General features: G+C 57.3%; 20 protein-coding genes. 1 reads left to right on the top strand and 19 read right to left on the bottom strand.

The window, feature by feature from the left end:
* Nucleotides 1-4 precede the first annotated feature (4 nt).
* The 19 genes from ACW81B_RS00265 to ACW81B_RS00175 all read right to left on the bottom strand — a co-directional run bounded on the left by ACW81B_RS00265 (nt 5) and on the right by ACW81B_RS00175 (nt 16,914).
* Nucleotides 5-661, bottom strand: a complete 657-nt coding sequence (locus ACW81B_RS00265; RefSeq protein WP_491578185.1) for a chemotaxis protein CheW — start codon at nt 659-661, stop codon at nt 5-7.
* Nucleotides 658-1,458, bottom strand: a complete 801-nt coding sequence (locus ACW81B_RS00260) for a ParA family protein (protein WP_491578184.1) — start codon at nt 1,456-1,458, stop codon at nt 658-660. The genes ACW81B_RS00265 and ACW81B_RS00260 overlap by 4 nt, the downstream gene beginning before the upstream one ends.
* Nucleotides 1,455-2,405: a flagellar motor protein MotD gene (gene motD / locus ACW81B_RS00255; RefSeq protein WP_491578183.1), complete on the bottom strand. Its 951-nt coding sequence runs from the start codon at nt 2,403-2,405 to the stop codon at nt 1,455-1,457. Before motD ends, ACW81B_RS00260 begins: the two co-directional genes overlap by 4 nt.
* Nucleotides 2,406-2,420: 15 nt before the next feature.
* Entirely contained in the window at nt 2,421-3,161 is a 741-nt protein-coding gene (locus ACW81B_RS00250; protein ID WP_491578182.1) for a flagellar motor protein, read from the bottom strand.
* Nucleotides 3,162-3,164: 3 nt separating this feature from the next.
* Entirely contained in the window at nt 3,165-4,238 is a 1,074-nt protein-coding gene (locus tag ACW81B_RS00245; protein WP_491578181.1) for a protein-glutamate methylesterase/protein-glutamine glutaminase, read from the bottom strand.
* A 114-nt stretch (nt 4,239-4,352) separates the two neighbouring features.
* A complete protein-coding gene (locus ACW81B_RS00240) occupies nt 4,353-6,380 on the bottom strand; it encodes a chemotaxis protein CheA (protein ID WP_491578180.1) in 2,028 nt (675 codons plus the stop codon).
* Between the two features lie 12 nt (nt 6,381-6,392).
* A complete protein-coding gene (locus ACW81B_RS00235) occupies nt 6,393-7,163 on the bottom strand; it encodes a protein phosphatase CheZ (protein WP_491578179.1) in 771 nt (256 codons plus the stop codon).
* A gap of 4 nt (nt 7,164-7,167) precedes the next feature.
* A complete protein-coding gene (cheY, locus tag ACW81B_RS00230) occupies nt 7,168-7,551 on the bottom strand; it encodes a chemotaxis response regulator CheY (protein ID WP_491578178.1) in 384 nt (127 codons plus the stop codon).
* 78 nt (nt 7,552-7,629) lie between these two features.
* On the bottom strand, nt 7,630-8,361 hold the full coding sequence (locus tag ACW81B_RS00225) for an RNA polymerase sigma factor FliA (protein WP_491578177.1): 732 nt from the start codon (nt 8,359-8,361) through the stop codon (nt 7,630-7,632).
* Nucleotides 8,358-9,245 carry a MinD/ParA family protein gene (locus ACW81B_RS00220; protein WP_491578176.1) on the bottom strand — a complete coding sequence of 296 codons (888 nt, stop codon included), beginning with the start codon at nt 9,243-9,245 and terminating at the stop codon, nt 8,358-8,360. Before ACW81B_RS00220 ends, ACW81B_RS00225 begins: the two co-directional genes overlap by 4 nt.
* Entirely contained in the window at nt 9,232-10,488 is a 1,257-nt protein-coding gene (gene flhF / locus ACW81B_RS00215) for a flagellar biosynthesis GTPase FlhF (protein ID WP_491578175.1), read from the bottom strand. The genes ACW81B_RS00220 and flhF overlap by 14 nt, the downstream gene beginning before the upstream one ends.
* 61 nt (nt 10,489-10,549) lie before the next feature.
* Nucleotides 10,550-12,673, bottom strand: a complete 2,124-nt coding sequence (flhA, locus tag ACW81B_RS00210; protein WP_491578174.1) for a flagellar biosynthesis protein FlhA — start codon at nt 12,671-12,673, stop codon at nt 10,550-10,552.
* A gap of 2 nt (nt 12,674-12,675) precedes the next feature.
* Nucleotides 12,676-13,869 (bottom strand): flagellar biosynthesis protein FlhB, encoded by a 1,194-nt coding sequence (gene flhB, locus ACW81B_RS00205; protein ID WP_491578173.1) that lies wholly within the window; start codon nt 13,867-13,869, stop codon nt 12,676-12,678.
* Between the two features lies 1 nt (nt 13,870).
* Entirely contained in the window at nt 13,871-14,650 is a 780-nt protein-coding gene (gene fliR / locus ACW81B_RS00200) for a flagellar biosynthetic protein FliR (RefSeq protein ID WP_491578172.1), read from the bottom strand.
* 14 nt (nt 14,651-14,664) lie between these two features.
* Nucleotides 14,665-14,934: a flagellar biosynthesis protein FliQ gene (gene fliQ, locus ACW81B_RS00195; protein ID WP_491578171.1), complete on the bottom strand. Its 270-nt coding sequence runs from the start codon at nt 14,932-14,934 to the stop codon at nt 14,665-14,667.
* Nucleotides 14,935-14,950: 16 nt separating this feature from the next.
* Nucleotides 14,951-15,694 carry a flagellar type III secretion system pore protein FliP gene (gene fliP, locus ACW81B_RS00190; RefSeq protein ID WP_491578170.1) on the bottom strand — a complete coding sequence of 248 codons (744 nt, stop codon included), beginning with the start codon at nt 15,692-15,694 and terminating at the stop codon, nt 14,951-14,953.
* Nucleotides 15,691-16,134 carry a flagellar biosynthetic protein FliO gene (gene fliO / locus ACW81B_RS00185; protein WP_491578169.1) on the bottom strand — a complete coding sequence of 148 codons (444 nt, stop codon included), beginning with the start codon at nt 16,132-16,134 and terminating at the stop codon, nt 15,691-15,693. Before fliO ends, fliP begins: the two co-directional genes overlap by 4 nt.
* Nucleotides 16,135-16,144: 10 nt before the next feature.
* Nucleotides 16,145-16,561, bottom strand: coding sequence for a flagellar motor switch protein FliN (fliN, locus tag ACW81B_RS00180; RefSeq protein ID WP_491578168.1), 417 nt, complete (start codon nt 16,559-16,561; stop codon nt 16,145-16,147).
* Nucleotides 16,562-16,584: 23 nt separating this feature from the next.
* A complete protein-coding gene (locus ACW81B_RS00175) occupies nt 16,585-16,914 on the bottom strand; it encodes a FliM/FliN family flagellar motor switch protein (protein WP_491578167.1) in 330 nt (109 codons plus the stop codon).
* A 6-nt stretch (nt 16,915-16,920) separates the two neighbouring features.
* Between ACW81B_RS00175 and ACW81B_RS00170 the strand changes: the two genes are divergently transcribed.
* The coding region (locus ACW81B_RS00170; RefSeq protein ID WP_491578166.1) for a hypothetical protein at nt 16,921-17,104 on the top strand (184 nt) is incomplete at its 3' end.

The raw sequence follows: 17,104 nt of genomic DNA, 5'->3' as shown, positions 1-17,104 counted from the left end.
GGTTTCATGCCATCCCATCGGCAAGCTGCCGGGCCAGCTCATCGATATCCAGCAGGGCGCACATCCGTTCAATCACCGTGCCGGCCAGCCATCGTCGTTTGCCGGCCGCTGTACGCCATTTCACCTGCGTGGATTCCAGTTCGATGACATCGCCGATGCTTGAGCAGGCCAGTGACCAGCGCCCCTCGTCAATCACCACCAGGTGCGACGCGCGCGCGCTGCTGTCTTCACCGAGCCGTGCGACACGATCCTGCGGCAATACGAAACGCGCCGTATCGACCACTTTCGACTGCACACCCTGGTAGGGGGTCACACCGAGGAACAGGGCGGAATGCCCCGGCATTTGGGTCAGTTCGTGTTCATTCGGCACAACGCCCTTGAGCTTTGCCAGGGGTACAGCCAGTGTCAGCCCGGCCACTTCGAACAACAACGCCTGGAAGCGTGCTTGCGCCCATTCGGGGACACCGTCAGCGCGTAATTCAGGTTCTGCTTCCAACACCGGTGGCGCAGTGATTTCAACAGGCGCCACGATTTCCGTTTTCGTCTGAACCTCAACAGCTTGCCCGGGCGGTACCTGCGCATCGCCCAGCAATGCGTCGAGGTAAGCGCCCAGTGCCAGTTGCTGCGCCAGCAATGCATCGCCTCTGGTATCGGTTTTCACTGCGATGCCACCTTTGCCAGTGGCTCTGGCGTGACTTGCAACCAGCGCACCAGTGAGGCGTAGGCTTCCGTACCGCGCGCGGACGGATTATGGAGATTGACAGGCACACCCGCACGGCTGGCTTCGCGGAACTGGGTATCGACCGGAATAACACGTGACCACAGGTGGTCACCATACTGGTCACGCATGGCACGCAAGGCATCCGTCGAGGCGCGTGTACGCCGGTCAAAAAAAGTTGGAATGATAGTATAGGCCAGCTTCCCGCCTCGCGCCCTGCCGATCATCTGCAATGTGTGCAGCATGCGCTCCAGCCCCTTCAGCGCGAGAAATTCAGTCTGCACCGGGATCAGTAATTGCTGGCAGGCAGCCAGTGCATTCACCATCAGAATGCCCAGCATCGGTGGGCAATCCATCAGCACATAGTCAAAACGGTCGGCCAGACGCCTGAGCGTTTCGGATATCACCAGCCCCATACCGTCACGGGCACCGAGTTGTCGATCCAGCGTTGCCATGGCGGTAGATGCCGGCATCAGTGTCATGCCATCAACACCGGTGGGATGCAACAGACTGTCCAGTGAATCAACTGTCCTGCCACCGGCCTTGCTGTTGAACAATGTATACACACTGCCTTCGACAGTATCCGGGTCGAACCGGAAATAGGCGGTCAGTGAACCTTGCGGATCGAGATCCATCAACAGCACGCGTTTGCCCTGCTGCGCCAGCAGTCCGCCAATACTCACCGCAGTGGTGGTTTTCCCGACACCGCCCTTCTGGTTGGAAACCGTCCACACGATCATGGCAGCCGACCCGCATCACGCTCCGCCTGCAGGTGCTCCATACCCTGGCTGACACGTGGATCGGCACCGGACATGATGACCAGCACCACGCGACGGTTGCGCGCCCGGCCTTCCGCTGTGTCATTACTGGCTATCGGCCGGTATTCACCATAACCGATAGCCGCCATACGTTCCGGCTTTACACCGAGACGGGTAAATAAATGCACCACGCTGGCAGCCCGGGCTGCCGAGAGTTCCCAGTTGGAACGGAACTCGAAGTTGTCGATGGGGACGTTATCCGTAAAACCTTCGACGTGAATCGTGTTGTTCAAAGGCGCAAGCTTTTCTGCCAGCTTGCGTAACACCGGCTGTGAAGCGGATGACAGTTCTGCATGCCCCGAGCCGAACAGGATACTCGACTTGATCTCCACCTCGATCCAGCGCTTGTCACGCCGTACATCGATCAGGCCGGCATCAACCAGGTCGGACATGGCTTTCTCGATGGAGTCGGCCAGTGCTTGCGAGGCAGCATCGATCTCATCCTCCTGACCTGCCACTTTCTCTTCAGCCTCGCGTGCTGCCTTGTCACGGTCTTCCTTCAGTTTCTTTTCCAGTTTTTCGCGTATAACATGCTCCGGCAACGGAATTCTGAACAACTCGATGATCGGCTTGTTACGGTCCAGAGGCGTTTCGGATTGCAGGGGCGAACGTAACAACTCGCCGACCTGTATCGGCTCCAGGCTGCGTGTTGGATCGGAAAATGCCGCAACCATCGAGTCTGACAGGACACGGTACTTGCCTTCGTTAACCGATGAGATAGAGTACATGACCACGAAAAAGGCGAACAGCAGGGTAATAAAATCCGCATAGGAAACCAGCCACCGTTCGTGGTTCTCATGTTCCTCTACGCGTTTCCTTCTTGCCATGCGTCGTGTCTCGCGGTAATCGTAACCTGACCCGGGATTCATCTTTCCCGGCACCCGTTACAGATAGTACCCCTGCAACTTGGTTTCGATGTTGCGTGGATTCTCACCCTCGGCGATGGAGATCACACCTTCCACAATCATTTCACGGAACTGGCTCTGGGCATGGACCTGGCTCTTCAGCTTGTTGGCCATGGGGAGAAATAGCAGGTTGGCAAAACCCACGCCGTAAATGGTGGCAACAAATGCCGTCGCAATGCCACCTCCCAGCTTTGAGGGGTCGGCCAGATTATTCATAACATGAATCAGACCCATCACGGCGCCGATAATACCAATGGTAGGACTGTAACCCCCCATGCCATCGAAGACCCTGGCGGCCTGTGTATCCTGGTGTTCCTTGCTGTCGATTTCCACTTCAAGGATTGAACGGATCACTTCCGGTTCACTGCCGTCGACCAGCAGCTGCAGTCCCTTGCGGGCAAACTCGTCCGGCTCTTCCTCGGCAATCGCCTCCAGACCCAGCAGACCTTCGCGGCGGGCGATATTACTCCAGTTGACGATCTTTTCCGCGGCTTCCTCGGGTTGCAGTTTCACCGGGAAAAGAACCCACAGGGAGATTTTCATGGCACGAACAAAGGTACGGATAGGGGTCTGCACCATGACCGCACCCAGCGTGCCGCCGGCAACGATAACGAATGCAGTCAACTGTACCAGTGAAGACATGTGCCCGCCTTCCAGCACATTGCCGCCGAGTATGGCCACCAGTGCCAGCAGCAGGCCGGTGAGTGTCAGGATATCCATGACCTAGCGACCCACCGCCTGTATAAGACCGGGCCCGATATCATGCAACGCCATCACCTGGTCGCTCAGCCCGGCCTCGGCCACAGCCATTGGCATGCCATAAATCACGCTGGTCGCCTCGTCCTGGCTCCAGATTGTAGAGCCTTGCCCCTTGAGCGTACGGGCACCCTCTCGACCATCCGCGCCCATGCCGGTCAGGACAACACCAAGCGCCTTTCCGCCAAACACCCTGGCAACAGAATCAAACGTTACGTCAGCGCAGGGCTTGTAGTGTAAATCCGCACGACCGTCACCGATCACTACCCGGACTTCACCCGCTGTCTGCCTGAATGTCATCTGCCGGCCGCCCGGCGCAATCAGCACCTGGCCCGCACATATGATGTCACCGTCCTGCGCCTCTTTTACCGAAACGGCACACTGCTGATCGAGCCGTGAAGCAAACGCCGGTGTAAAACTCGCCGGCATGTGCTGGACAACCACTACCGGCAGGCGGAAGTCGGCAGGCAGTTTAGTGAGCACCTGTGCCAGCGCAACCGGACCACCGGTGGAACTGGCAATTGCCACGACCTGGAATCTGCCGCGACGTACAGGGGCCGGAGCACGGGCTGCGGCCGCCGGCGCAGCAGCAGGCCGGGATCGTGCGACACGCGGCGATGAGCGGACCGCCCTTGCCGGTGACCCCTGTTTTGCCACATCGTGAATGCGCCGGCACAACAGCAACTTCGCCTGGTCACGGTCCCTGGCGATATCTTCAAAGCGCTTGGGGAGAAAATCGACAGCACCGGCTTCCAGCGCATCGAGTGTCGCCTTCGCACCATCGTGCGTCAGCGAGGAGAACATCAATATCGGCAAGGGGCTTGAACGCATGATATGGCGAACGGCCGTAATGCCGTCCATGACCGGCATCTCGATATCCATTGTCACGACATCAGGCTTCAGCGCAGCGACCTGCTCAATGGCCTGCTGGCCATCGGCGGCCGTGCCAACCACCTTCAGCGCGGGGTCTGCCTCGAGTATTTCAACGATGCGCCGGCGGAAAAAGCCGGAATCATCGACAACCAGTACACGCGTTACCATGGACCCTGTCCCTTGAATCCTGCACCGAACGGTGCACAACTGTCATTGATCAATCTGTGTTGCGGCAAAACTGCCCTGTATTCCCTGTAACAGCAGTTCACACCCCATCCCTTTTTACATATGAGTCGAGTAGGCTTTCATTAAACTCGGCACATCGAGTATCAACGCGATACGCCCGTCACCGGTTATCGTCGCGCCGGCAAAACCTGCGAGTCCCTGCAGGAATGCACCCAGCGGTTTGATCACGACTTCTTCCTGACCTACCAGCTGTTCGACAACAAAGCCAACCTTACGGCCACCTACATTGACAACAACCACGTGGTTGACAGTGTCTTCCTGCGGTGCATCGCCGTTCGTTACCAGCCAGTCACGCAGGTAGAACAACGGCATTGCCTTGTCACGAACCATAATAACCAACTGTCCATCGACGATACTGGTGCGCCCGGTATCCAGGTCAAATATTTCATTGACGCTGCCGAGTGGCAAGGCGAACGGCTGGTCACCCAGCTTGACCATCAGGGTCGGCATAATGGCCAGAGTCAGCGGCACGCGAATGGTCAGGCGACTGCCCTTGCCAGGCTCCGAGTCGATTTCCACGCTACCGTTGAGCTGGCCTATGCGGGTCTTGACCACATCCATGCCAACACCCCGGCCGGACACATCGGAGATTTCCTCCTTGGTGGAAAACCCCGCAGCAAATATCAGGTTGTAACATTCCTTGTCATCCAGACGGGCCGCGGAGTCGGCATCCATCATGCCTTTCTCGACCGCCTTGCGGCGTAACAGATCGGCATCCATGCCCTTACCGTCATCCTCGATGGACAACAGGATATGATCGCCTTCCTGTTCGGCGGCCAGCACGACTGTGCCCTGCCTGGCCTTGCCCGCGGCTTCTCGCTCCTCGGGTGTTTCGATACCATGGTCGACTGCGTTACGCACCAGGTGAACCAGTGGGTCGGCCAGCGCCTCGACAAGATTTTTATCGAGATCGGTATCCTCTCCCTGCATTTCCAGGTTGACTTCCTTGTTGAGGCTGCGGGCAAGATCACGAACCACGCGCGGGAAACGGCCGAATACCTTTTTGATGGGCTGCATACGTGTCTTCATCACCGCTTTCTGCAGATCCGCCGTCACCACATCCAGGTTGGCAATCGCCTTGGAAACGTCCTCGTTGGCCAGCGATTCCTTGAGGTTGGAAAGACGGTTGCGGGCCAGCACCAGTTCGCCAACCATGTTCATGATTTCGTCGAGACGACTGGTGTCGACACGCACCGAAGTCTCCGCCTTGCTGGCAGGCGCCCTGGCAGGTTTGGCCTTCACCTGTTTTGCTGCAGGTTTGCTGGCGGCGGCTCCCGGTGCTGCGCCGGTTGATTTCGTCGCATCCGTGGCCACAACAGGTGCTTTGCCGGCACCGTGCAACTGATCCAGCAATGCATCGAACTCCTCTTCCGTGATCTCATCACTCTCCGGTGCGGCTGCTGCGGTATTATCGCTCGCTGCAACACCATCCGACTTGCTCCCGGCGTTCGCCGGCGCAGCAGGACCTTTTCCGTCGCCGTGCAACTGGTCCAGAAGTGCTTCAAATTCTTCTTCGGTGATATCATCACCGCCACCGACACTGGCGCTTTCCCCTGTCGTTGATTGCGTGTCAGCGGCCTGCTCGAGCATTGCCTCGAATTCACTATCGGCCTCGTCACCGGCCGTTACCTCAGCATTCCCCGCAGTGGGAGCTACTGCGGGTTCTGCGGAACCCGCAGGCACGGCAAGCGCTTCCAGCGCGCTGAGCAACGAGGCATCTGCGGGTGTTGGCATCTCACCGCCCTGCACCTCGGCAAACATACTGTTCACGACATCGAGCACCTGCAGAACGGTATCCATCAATTCACCGTCAACAGAACGCTCTCCGTTGCGCAACACGTTAAACACATCCTCGGCGCGGTGGCAGACATCCACCAGGCCATCCAGGCTCAGGAAACTGGCGCCGCCCTTGATGGTATGAAAACTCCGGAACACGCCATTGAGCATGTCCATGTCATCAGGGCTCTGTTCGAGCTCAACCAGTTCCTCGTTGAGACGTTCCAGTATTTCGCCTGCTTCTACCAGAAAGTCCTGCAGAATCTCGTCGTCGGTATCAAGACTCATTTTGCTGTTCCCTCAAAAGCCCAGACTGGACAGTAAATCATCAACTTCATCCTGGCCGGAGACTGATTCGCCACCAGCCTCCACGCCCGGCACCGCAGGGCCGACACCTTGCATCATGTCATTATTACCCTTCGTCTTTCCAACAGACTTCACTTCGGGCTTTGGCTCGCTTTCAACGCCACCAGACAACCGCACCAGTTCAACCAGGTTGTCCTCGACCTCCTGCACCAGGGTTATGACGCGGCGCAGAATCTGCCCGGTAAGATCCTGGAAATCCTGCGCCATCATGATGTCGGACAGTCCCGTATGGATATTCTCGGTACTCTGCGTGGTGATGGTAAGGAATTCGTCGATTTCCTTGCTCATGGCACGAAATTCATTAACGTCCATTTCCTTGTTACGGAAACGGTCCCATTTTTCATGCAGCGTACTGGCACGCAGCTTGAGATCTTCCGAAACCGGCAGGGCATTCTCGACAGCAGTCAGGGTGCGGTTGGCCGAACTCTCGGTCATTTCGATAACATGGTTCAGGCGGGCCTTGGCATCGGGTATATCAGACTCGGCAAGCGACTGCATACGGTCGTCCACAACAAAACTGTTGATCGCATCGTGCAGCTGGCGTGTCATCTTGCCAAGTTCCTGGAACAGGCTCTGCTCACGCATGCGACCCAGTTGTTCGATAATTTTTTCCGCCTGCGTCTCGTTGCCGGATTCCAGTTCATTCACCAGCGCACGGGCATTATCCAGCAGGGATTCGTTTTCCACTTCGCTCACGGCTTCCATGCTGTCACCCTGCTGTTGCTTCGATGCGTTCGAAAATCTTATCGATCTTTTCCTTCAGTGTGACCGCAGTGAATGGTTTGACAACGTAACCATTTACCCCGGCCTGGGCCGCCTCGATAATCTGTTCGCGCTTGGACTCGGCCGTCACCATGAGCACCGGCAGAGACGCCAGCTTCTCGTCCTGGCGTACCGCCTTCAGCAGGTCAATACCTGTCATACCGGGCATATTCCAGTCGGTCACCAGGAAATCGAAGTTACCATTCTGCAACATCGGTAACGCCGTATTGCCGTCATCGGCCTCCTGCGTATTATTGAACCCCAGGTCGCGCAACAGGTTCTTGATGATGCGCCGCATCGTGGAAAAATCATCCACGATGAGAATCTTCATGTCAGTGTCCAAGGGTATTCTCCCATCTCACGCTGTTAGTCATATGCTGTTTCGGCAAGTGCCGGCCTTTCCTGACCATTACTTACCCGTCCACTCTCCCATACGGGCCCTCAGGCGGATCAGTGCCTGGCCATGAATCTGACAGACACGGGACTCGCTCACGCCGAGCACTTCGCCGATTTCCCGCAGGTTCAGTTCTTCGTCGTAATACATGGCCATCACCAGCCGTTCCCGCTCCGGCAGCCCGGAGATCGAATGCGCCAGGGCCTCCTTGAAATCAGACGTTTGCAGGCAGTCGAGTGGTTCGTTACGCGGTTCACCCGAAGACTGCTGCGGAGATTCCTCGCCGTTGATACCGGCATCATCGATGCTGAATACCCGGCACCCCGTTGCATCCTGGAGAATGCGGTGGTATTCGTTCAGGCCGATGCCAAGCTTCTCGGCCACCTCGACATCCCGCGCATCGCGGCCTTCCTCGTTCTCGATGGCGCGCACGGCCTCGGCAACCTGTCTTGCCTTGCGATGTACCGAACGTGGCGTCCAGTCGGTTCGACGGATTTCGTCGAGCATGGAACCCCGGATACGGATACCCGCATAGGTTTCGAAACTGGCCCCCTGTGTGGCGTCGTAGTTGCGGGACGCTTCGAGCAGGCCGATCATCCCGGCCTGTATCAGGTCATCGGCCTGAACACTCGGCGGCAACCGGCTCATCAGGTGGTAGGCAATTCGCTTGACCAGGGCAGCATGCTTGGTGACCAGGTCATCACTGTCAGGATCAGGGGTGGCGACGTACATAGCAGCTCCATTCATACCGGCATCTCCATGTGTCCGTTGTGCGACTGGATAAGACGTTCTACAAAAAACTCCAGGTGTCCCCCGGCAGCACTCGGCACAGGCCATTTATCGGTTTTCTGTGCAAGATTCTTGAAAGCCATCGAAGAACGGCTGCGCGGGTAGGCCTGCACCACGGCACGCTGTTTGCGCACAGCTTTCTTCAGATAGTCATCGTGGGGAACAGCCCCCATAAACTCCAGCGTTACATCGAGGTAACGATCGGTAACCCGTGAAATCTTGTTAAACAATTCCCTTCCCTCCTGGGCACTGTGGGCCTGGTTTGCGAGCACCCGGAAGCGCTGAATGCCATATTCGACGTTCAACACCTTGATGAGCGCATAGGCGTCCGTTATTGATGCAGGTTCATCACAAACCACCACCACAACCTCCTGGGCGGCGCGACTGAAACTGGTAACACTTTCATTAATGCCGGCGGCGGTATCGATAATCAGGATATCGACATCATGGCTCAGTTCGCTGAAGGCCCTGATCAGGCCGGCATTTTCCATGGTGGACAACTCGGACAGGCGTTTCACGCCGGACGAAGCCGGAACCACCATGATCCCCGACGGCCCGGTGATAATCACCTCTTCCAGTGAACGTTCGCCGTCGATGACATGAGAGAGATTCTTGTCAGGATGCAACCCCAGCAACACATCGATGTTGGCGAGGCTGAGGTCGGCATCGAGCAGCATGACCTGTTTGCCTGCATCCGCCAGGGCGACAGCCAGGTTGACCGATACATTGGTCTTGCCTACGCCGCCCTTGCCGCTGGTCACTGCAATCACTCTGACTGGATTCGGTTGTGCCATACGTCGTAACCCGGCTGCCTGATCAACCCGCATTTCAGACATGAACATTTGCCCGGTACCCTCCAAATGTTTCAGCCATTACCGATTCCGGGGGAAGCTCGCGTTCGCCCGCCAGCGCTGTGGCCTGCTGGACAAGCTCGCTGACACGCGCAATCTGCATGTCTTCCGGAACCCGCTGGCCATCGGCAACAAAACGCAGCGGCAGTTGTTGTTCGATGACGGCAGACAGCACACCGCCGAGACTGGCAGCCTCATCGAGCTTGGTGAGAATCGCACCTTCCAGCGGTACACCGGAAAACGCCCGGATGGTTTCATCCAGCACCGAAGGGTGTACCGTGGAAGACAGTACCAGCAGGGTGCGGATCGGCAGGCCGGTATCGGCCAGTGTGGCAAACTGCTCCGTGAGCCGCACATCGCGCTGACTCATGCCGGCGGTGTCGATCAATACCAGGCGTTTGTCCGACAGGCTGTTGAGTGTGGAGCGCAGTTCGTTATGATCGGATGCCACCTGTACCGGGATACCCAGCAGACGGCCGTAGGTCATCAGTTGTTCATGGGCGCCGATGCGGTAACTGTCGGTGGTAACCAGCGCAACATGACGCTGACCATGCCGCAGTACATAGCGCGCCGCCAGCTTGGCGATGCTGGTGGTCTTGCCCACGCCGGTGGACCCCACCAGCGCAACGATACCGCCCTTGTCCATAAAATCATTGTCGGCAACCGGCACACTGGCTGCCAGTTCCGCCATGGCCAGTTTCCAGGCATGTGCTTCGTCCCGTGCATGCACGGCAGGTGCAGAGATACGTTCAATCAGTTTGCTGCTGAGCTCCATACTGCCAAGACGTCGCATGACATCGGTATGCAGGGGCGCGCGGCGTTTCATATCGCCCCAGGCCAGGTGGGCCAGCTGGTCTTCCAGCAGACCGCGCAGCTGGCGGATTTCATCGCGCATGGCGACGATGGAAGGGTCCTGCGACCAGTCAATTGACGGTGGGGCTGCGGTGTGCTGCGTCACCGCTTCTGCACGCCGTGTGCAGGTGCCGGCAACGCTGTCGCTGACTGTGGCTGCTGCTTCGCCAGCCGTGTCCTGGTCCCGGGGTGCTTCAGGCTGCGCCGCTGTTGTGTCTGCTCCACCACCCAGCAAGGATTCGTCATAATCGACCGAGGCGATAATTTCGATGCCACCGTCGACCTGGCGGTTGGAGAGAATGACTGCATCGGGTCCCTGTTCTTCACGAACCAGGCGGATGGCCTGGCGCATGTCCGGTGCGAAAAATCGTTTCACCTTCATACCTGCACCTCGTCAATGTGTTTTGCCATCCACTCTGTATTCACGCGCCTGGTATCCTTGTTCATGTTGCCGTACTCCCCGCCTGAACACCGAGACTCGGTGTATCGGTTCCGATATTGGCAACAACCTTGATCTGTTTGTTGTCCGGTATCTCGTTATAGGCCAGCACATTCAGCATCGGGATGCTGTGGCGGACCAGTCGGGCCAGCCAGGCCCGTATCGCCGGTGTCACCAGCAGGATGGCCGGCTGTCCTGCCGACTCCTGCCGCTGCGCACTTTCCGCCAGCGACTGGTGCATTCGTTCGGCCAGGCCGGGTTCGATTCCGGCGCCACCTTCCGGGATAGCCTGAATCGAGGATTGCAATATCTGTTCCAGAGATGGATCCAGCGTAATGACCTGGAGTTCCGGCCCCATCCCGTTGATATGCTGGACAATTGAACGACCGAGCGAGACACGCACGGCTGCCGTCAAAGCGCCGGGATCTTGACTCCTGGCGCCGGCTTCGGCCAATGTCTCTGCGATAGTGCGTATATCCTTGACGGGGATGCGCTCTTCCAGGAGGTTTTGCAGCACCTTCAGCACAATGCCGATGGACAGCGTCTTGGGCACCAGATCCTCGACCAGTTTGGGAGCATTCTTTGCCAGCACATCGAGCAACTGCTGGACTTCCTCGTGGCCGATCAACTCATGGGCATGGCCCTGCAGCAACTCACTGAGATGCGTGGCCACGACCGTACTGGCATCGACCACGGTGTAACCCAGCGTGGTGGCATTGTCGCGCTCGGCGGGAGATATCCACACGGCTTCCAGGCCAAATGCCGGATCGCGTGTCTCTATGCCCTGCAGGGTGCCATACACCCGGCCCGGGTTGATGGCCAGTTCACGGTCCGGGTAAATCTCCGCCTCACCCACCGGTACACCCATCAATAGAATCCGATAAGCATTCGGGGCAAGCTCCAGGTTGTCGCGGATATGTACAGGCTGAATCAGGAAACCGAGCTCCTGTGACAGTTTCTTGCGCACGCCCTTGATGCGATCCATCATCTGCCCGCCCTGGGTACGGTCTACCAGCGGGATCAGGCGGTAGCCGACCTCGAGCCCGATGATGTCAACCGGTCCAACGTCTTCCCAGCTCAGGTCACGTGATTCTGATGGTGTTTCCTGTTCAACCGGGGCTTCCTCGGCCACCACAAGTTCCTGTTGCTGACGTTTCCAGGTGTAATACGCCCCGGCGCCGGCACCGATACCCAGTGTCAGGAAAGCAAAATTGGGCATACCGGGGATCAGCCCCATAAAGGTCATGATGCCGCCCACGACGCCCAGTACCATCGGGTTGCCAAACAACTGGCTCATCACCTGATCGGACATTTTTGTTTCGCCGGAAACGCGGGTCACGATAATGGCCGTCGCCGATGACAGCACCAGTGAAGGGATCTGGGCGACCAGACCATCACCAATGGTCAATAATGTGTAGTTGCGCAGTGCCTCGGATACCGGCAGGTCAAACTGCAGGGTCCCGATAGCCAGACCGCCAATGATATTGATGAACAGGATCAGGATGCCTGCAATGGCATCGCCACGAACAAACTTGGAAGCACCGTCCATGGCGCCGTAGAAGTCGGCTTCACGCGTCACTTCTTCCCGGCGCACACGCGCTTCCTCCTGGGTCAGCAGACCGGCATTCATGTCGGCATCGATGGCCATCTGCTTGCCGGGCATGGCATCAAGGGTGAATCGTGCACTGACTTCCGAGACACGCCCCGCACCCTTGGTGACCACCACAAAGTTAATGATCACCAGAATGGAAAACACCACCAGGCCGACGGCATAGTTACCACCCACCACAAAGTCACCGAATGACTCGATCACCTTGCCTGCCGCAGCGGTACCGGTATGGCCATTGAGCAGAACCACGCGGGTCGAGGCCACGTTGAGCGCAAGCCGCAACAGTGTCGATACCAGCAGGACAGTGGGGAAAATACCAAAATCAAGCGGCCGCAAGGCATACACGGTCACCATAAGGATTACCAGCGACAGTGTGATGTTGAAAGTAAAAAACATGTCCAGTGCAATTGGCGGCAGTGGCACTATGACCATCGCCAGCATCATGACCAGCAGCAGGGGTGCGCCGAGTCCGTTGCGTCCGATATCCCGCAGATTGAGAGTGGCTGCTTGAGTTGCCATGTCTAGTTACCTTCTGTTGTAGAGTCGGGATTGCTTTCATCACCGTTTGTGTTATCAGCCTGTCCAGGCCCCTGGAAGAAATCGTCCGGAACCGGGATATCGCCTGGCCGGTCAGGGACAGGTGCGCCATGCACACTGGCCTTCAGCTGGAAGATGTAGGCAAGAATCTGCGCTACGGCGAGGTACAACCCACCGGGTACTTCCTGGTCAATCTCTGTACTGTAATAAAGCGCACGCGCCAGTGGCGGTGCTTCAAACAGCGGCACCTTGTTGGCCACCGCCACGGTACGGATCTGGCTGGCAACCAGTTCCACGCCCTTGGCAACCACCAGCGGCGCAGCCATGGTTTTGGCGTCATAGCGTAGTGCAATGGCATAGTGGCTCGGGTTGGTGATAATGACATCGGCTTTAGGGACTTCCGCCATCATGCGACGCTGCGAAATCTCGCGCTGCATGTTGCGTATCCGTGACTTGACCTCGGGCTTGCCTTCTGTGTTCTTGTTCTCGTCCTTGAGTTCCTGGCGGGTCATCTTGAGGTTTCTGGAGTGATCCCACAGCTGGAACGGGATGTCGATGCCCGCGATCAGAAGCAGCGAGGCACTCAGCACAATGAAAGAATGGGTCAGAATCCGCCCTGTATGGCCGAGTGCATTTTCAATTGACTCTCGTCCCAGGCCCATCAGCTCCGGCAAATAGCCCATCAGCAACCAGGCACCTACACTGCCGATAAGAATAAATTTGGCCAACGCCTTGACCAGCTCAATCAAACCGCGCACAGCAAAGATGCGTTTCAAACCCGAGATCGGGTTCAGCTTGTCGAACTTGAATGCCAGTGACTCGGTACTGAAGTTCCACCCGCCCAGCGCAGCCGGCGCCGCGACAGCCGTAATCACCATAACCAGCATGAACGGCAGTAACAGCAAAATGCCCTGGTAGATACCTTGCTGAAGAACTTCCAGCATGGCCCAGGGATCAAAGGCCTTCTCCCGCTCGAAATCGAGCCCCAGGCTCATGATCTTGCCGAGTTCCACCACCATGGTTTCTCCCATCATCAGCAAGGTAATCGAAGCGATAAGCAGCATCGCCATGGTGGTCAGTTCCCTTGACCGGGGAACCTGGCCTTTGCCGCGCGCCTCCTCTCGTCGTTTGGGGGTCGCTTCTTCTGTTTTTTCCTGACCGTCCTCATTCTCGGCCACGCTAGCGTCCTCCGTGGCCGAAGCTGCTTGCCGCGCCAAAGGCGCCATCCATCAGGTGCTGCATCTGCGGCAACAGGTTGGATATGGCAAACATCAGCACAATGAAACCGAGTGTCAGGGTCACCGGGAAACCGACACCGAACACATTAAGCTGAGGTGCAGAACGACTGACCACACCAAAAGACAGGTTAACCAGCAGGATGGATGCCACCGCCGGCAAGGCCACCAGCATGGCATCGGCGAACATGCGTGTTCCCCAGGACGCGACACTACGAATTTCTTCACGTGTGAGACTGTCCGTACCAATCGGCAAAGACTGGAAACTGTCCGCAAGGATGCGGATCAGCGCAAGGTGCCCGTTCAGGGCGAGAAACAGTAGTGTAGCCAGCACAACATAGTATTGACCGATGACCGGCACATTGACGCCGTTTTGCGGATCGACCATTTGCGCAAACCCCAGCCCCATGCCCATGGCAATGGTTTGCCCGGCGATAACCAGCGTGGCGAATACCAGTTGCAGGCTGAAACCGATGGCCATACCAATCAGCATCTGTTGCACGGTAACCAGTACACCGGATGCCGACAGGGGATCGGCAACGGGAACAGGCGGAATTAACGGGATAATGATCCAGGTCATCAGCAGGGCAATCACCAGACGGACCCGTACAGGCACCATGCGTGCACCAAAAATCGGTGCAATCGTCAGCATGGCTGCGATGCGCACGAAAGGCCAGAATAAGGTGGCAATCCAGGTTGATATGTCTGCAGTGGTGAACAGCATCACGATGATCCCGTTCAGCCGATTCTGTCCGGGATGCTCTCGATAATGCCGGTGGCAAAATCGAGCAAGGCGCTTAGCATGGAGGGCCCGGCAAACATCAGCACGACCACCACAATGGCCAGCTTGGGCACGAAAGTCAGTGTCATTTCGTTGATCTGTGTAGCGGCCTGGATCATACCGACCAGTAAACCGACCACCAGCGCCGAGAGTAATAATGGTGCAGCCAGTGTAGCCGTGATAACCATGGTCTGGGTGCCAACTTCAATAACGGTTTCCGGTGTCATATTTTTCTACTCCGGGTCAGACGACGAAACTCGCCGCCAGTGTGCCCATGATCAACGACCACCCGTCAATAAGGACAAACAGCATGATCTTGAAAGGAAGGGAAATAATCATCGGCGACAGCATCATCATGCCCATCGACATCAGCAGGGTTGCCACCACCAGATCGATGACCAGGAACGGTATCAGTACAAGAAAGCCGATCTGGAAGGCTGTCTTCAGTTCGCTGGTCACAAAAGCCGGCATCAGCAAGGTAAACGGAACATCATCAGGTGTTTCAAATTCGCCACTGCGTGAAATATCCGAGAACAGCATCAGATCCTCGTCACGTGTCTGTGCAAGCATGAAGCCACGCAGAGGTATTGCGGCTTTCTGTAATGCCTCGTTGGCGGGAATCTGTTCTTCCAGGTAAGGTTCGACTGCATCGTCATAGATGTTGTCGAATACCGGCATCATGATGAACAGGCTGAGGAACAGCGCCAGCCCGATCAACACCTGGTTGGATGGCGATGACTGTGTACCCAGCGCCTGGCGCAGTATGCCCAGCACAATGAGAATACGGACAAAAGAAGTCATCATCATCAATGCGGCGGGCAACAGGCTGAGCGCTGTCATGAATGCCAGCACCTGCAGGGTAACGGAATAGGTTTCGCCACCATTGCCGGCCGGCTCGACCGTCAGGGCGGCAAAGCCGGGGGCGGCAGACACCAGTGAAGGCAGGCTCATCAACAGGGAAAGCAGTAGCGCGAATCGAAGCTTCATTTTGCACCACCCTTACCCATCATGCGCCCGAGCTGGTCGGCAAATCCGCCGCCCGCCGGATGATCATGCGCTTCAAGCGGTTCATCGAGTACATGAAGTGTCTGTATACGACCGGGGGCCACGCCGACCAGCAGCTGTGTTTCACCGACCTGTAACAACACGACGCGTTCACGTGTCCCCATTGACAGGCCACCGAGGATTTTCAGGCCGCCACCGGCAGCCATCTGGAATTTACCCGTGCGCTTCAATATCCACGCCAGCCCCACAATGACACCAAGTACCACAATCATTCCCAGCGTCAGCTGCCACAGGTTGCTCAGTGCCAGGGGATCTGAACCAGAGGCAGGTGATGCACTACCGGCCTCCTCCGCAGCACGGGCTGATGTGCTTGCCAATAGACCCGCCAGCACAAGTATCCTGCTCTGCATGGTTTGAAACATCCGTTAAATCCTACCTGAGCTTCTTGACCCGCTCGGCGGGGCTGATGACATCCGTCAGACGGATACCGAACTTCTCGTTGACGACAACAACCTCACCGTGCGCAACCAGGGTGCCGTTGACCAGTACATCCATGGGCTCACCGGCCAGTCTGTCCAGTTCCACCACGGAACCCTGGTTCAACTGCAACAGGTTGCGAATACTGATATGCGTGCGTCCGATTTCCATGGAGATAGTGACCGGGATATCCAGAATGACATCCATATTGGCTTCATCGCCGGCCGGCCCGCCCGAGGTGTCTTCGAGATTATCGAACTCGGCCGCGGCCGAATCCTCGCCGCCTTCCGCTTCTGCAACAGCCTGTTCCGCCATGGCATCAGCCCAGTCGTCAGTTGCTTCCGTTTCCTGGCTTTCGTTTTCTTCACTCATTGGCCTCTCCCGCTGCCACTTGCCTAATCGATTCGATCAGGAATAATTTTTTCAACAATCTTGATGGCCCGGCTTCCATTATGGTTACCATACTTGCCACGAAATACCGGTGTCTGTTCTGCTTCCAGTGTCACCAGTTCCGGCAGGTCGACGGGAATCACATCACCGGCCCGCAGGCTGTTGACCTCGCGTAACGACAACGATGTCTCCAGAAGCGTTGAGCTCAATTCAACCCTGGCTTCCTTCATTTCCTCGCGGATGGCACGCGTCCAGCGTTCGTCGCGATCCGAGCGATCACTCTGCACACCGGCATCGAGCAGGTCGCGGATCGGTTCCACCATTGAATAGGGCATGGTGACGTGGAGGTCACCACCGCCACCTTCGAGTTCGACAGCGGCTATATCATCGAGGTGCCGGCCTCGGGCGGGACGGGGATCGCGGATCAAGAGACGTTTGTGGTGGATTTCGACGGCGCCGGGATCAATCCGCCGGTCACGTTCGAGTTCGACAAGTTCGGCGACTTCATCGACGTGGACGGCACGA

The sequence above is a fragment of the Thiogranum sp. genome (genome assembly GCF_058323355.1).
Note: the sequence above shows the minus strand (reverse complement) of the source record. Positions and strands in the feature narration are given on the sequence as shown.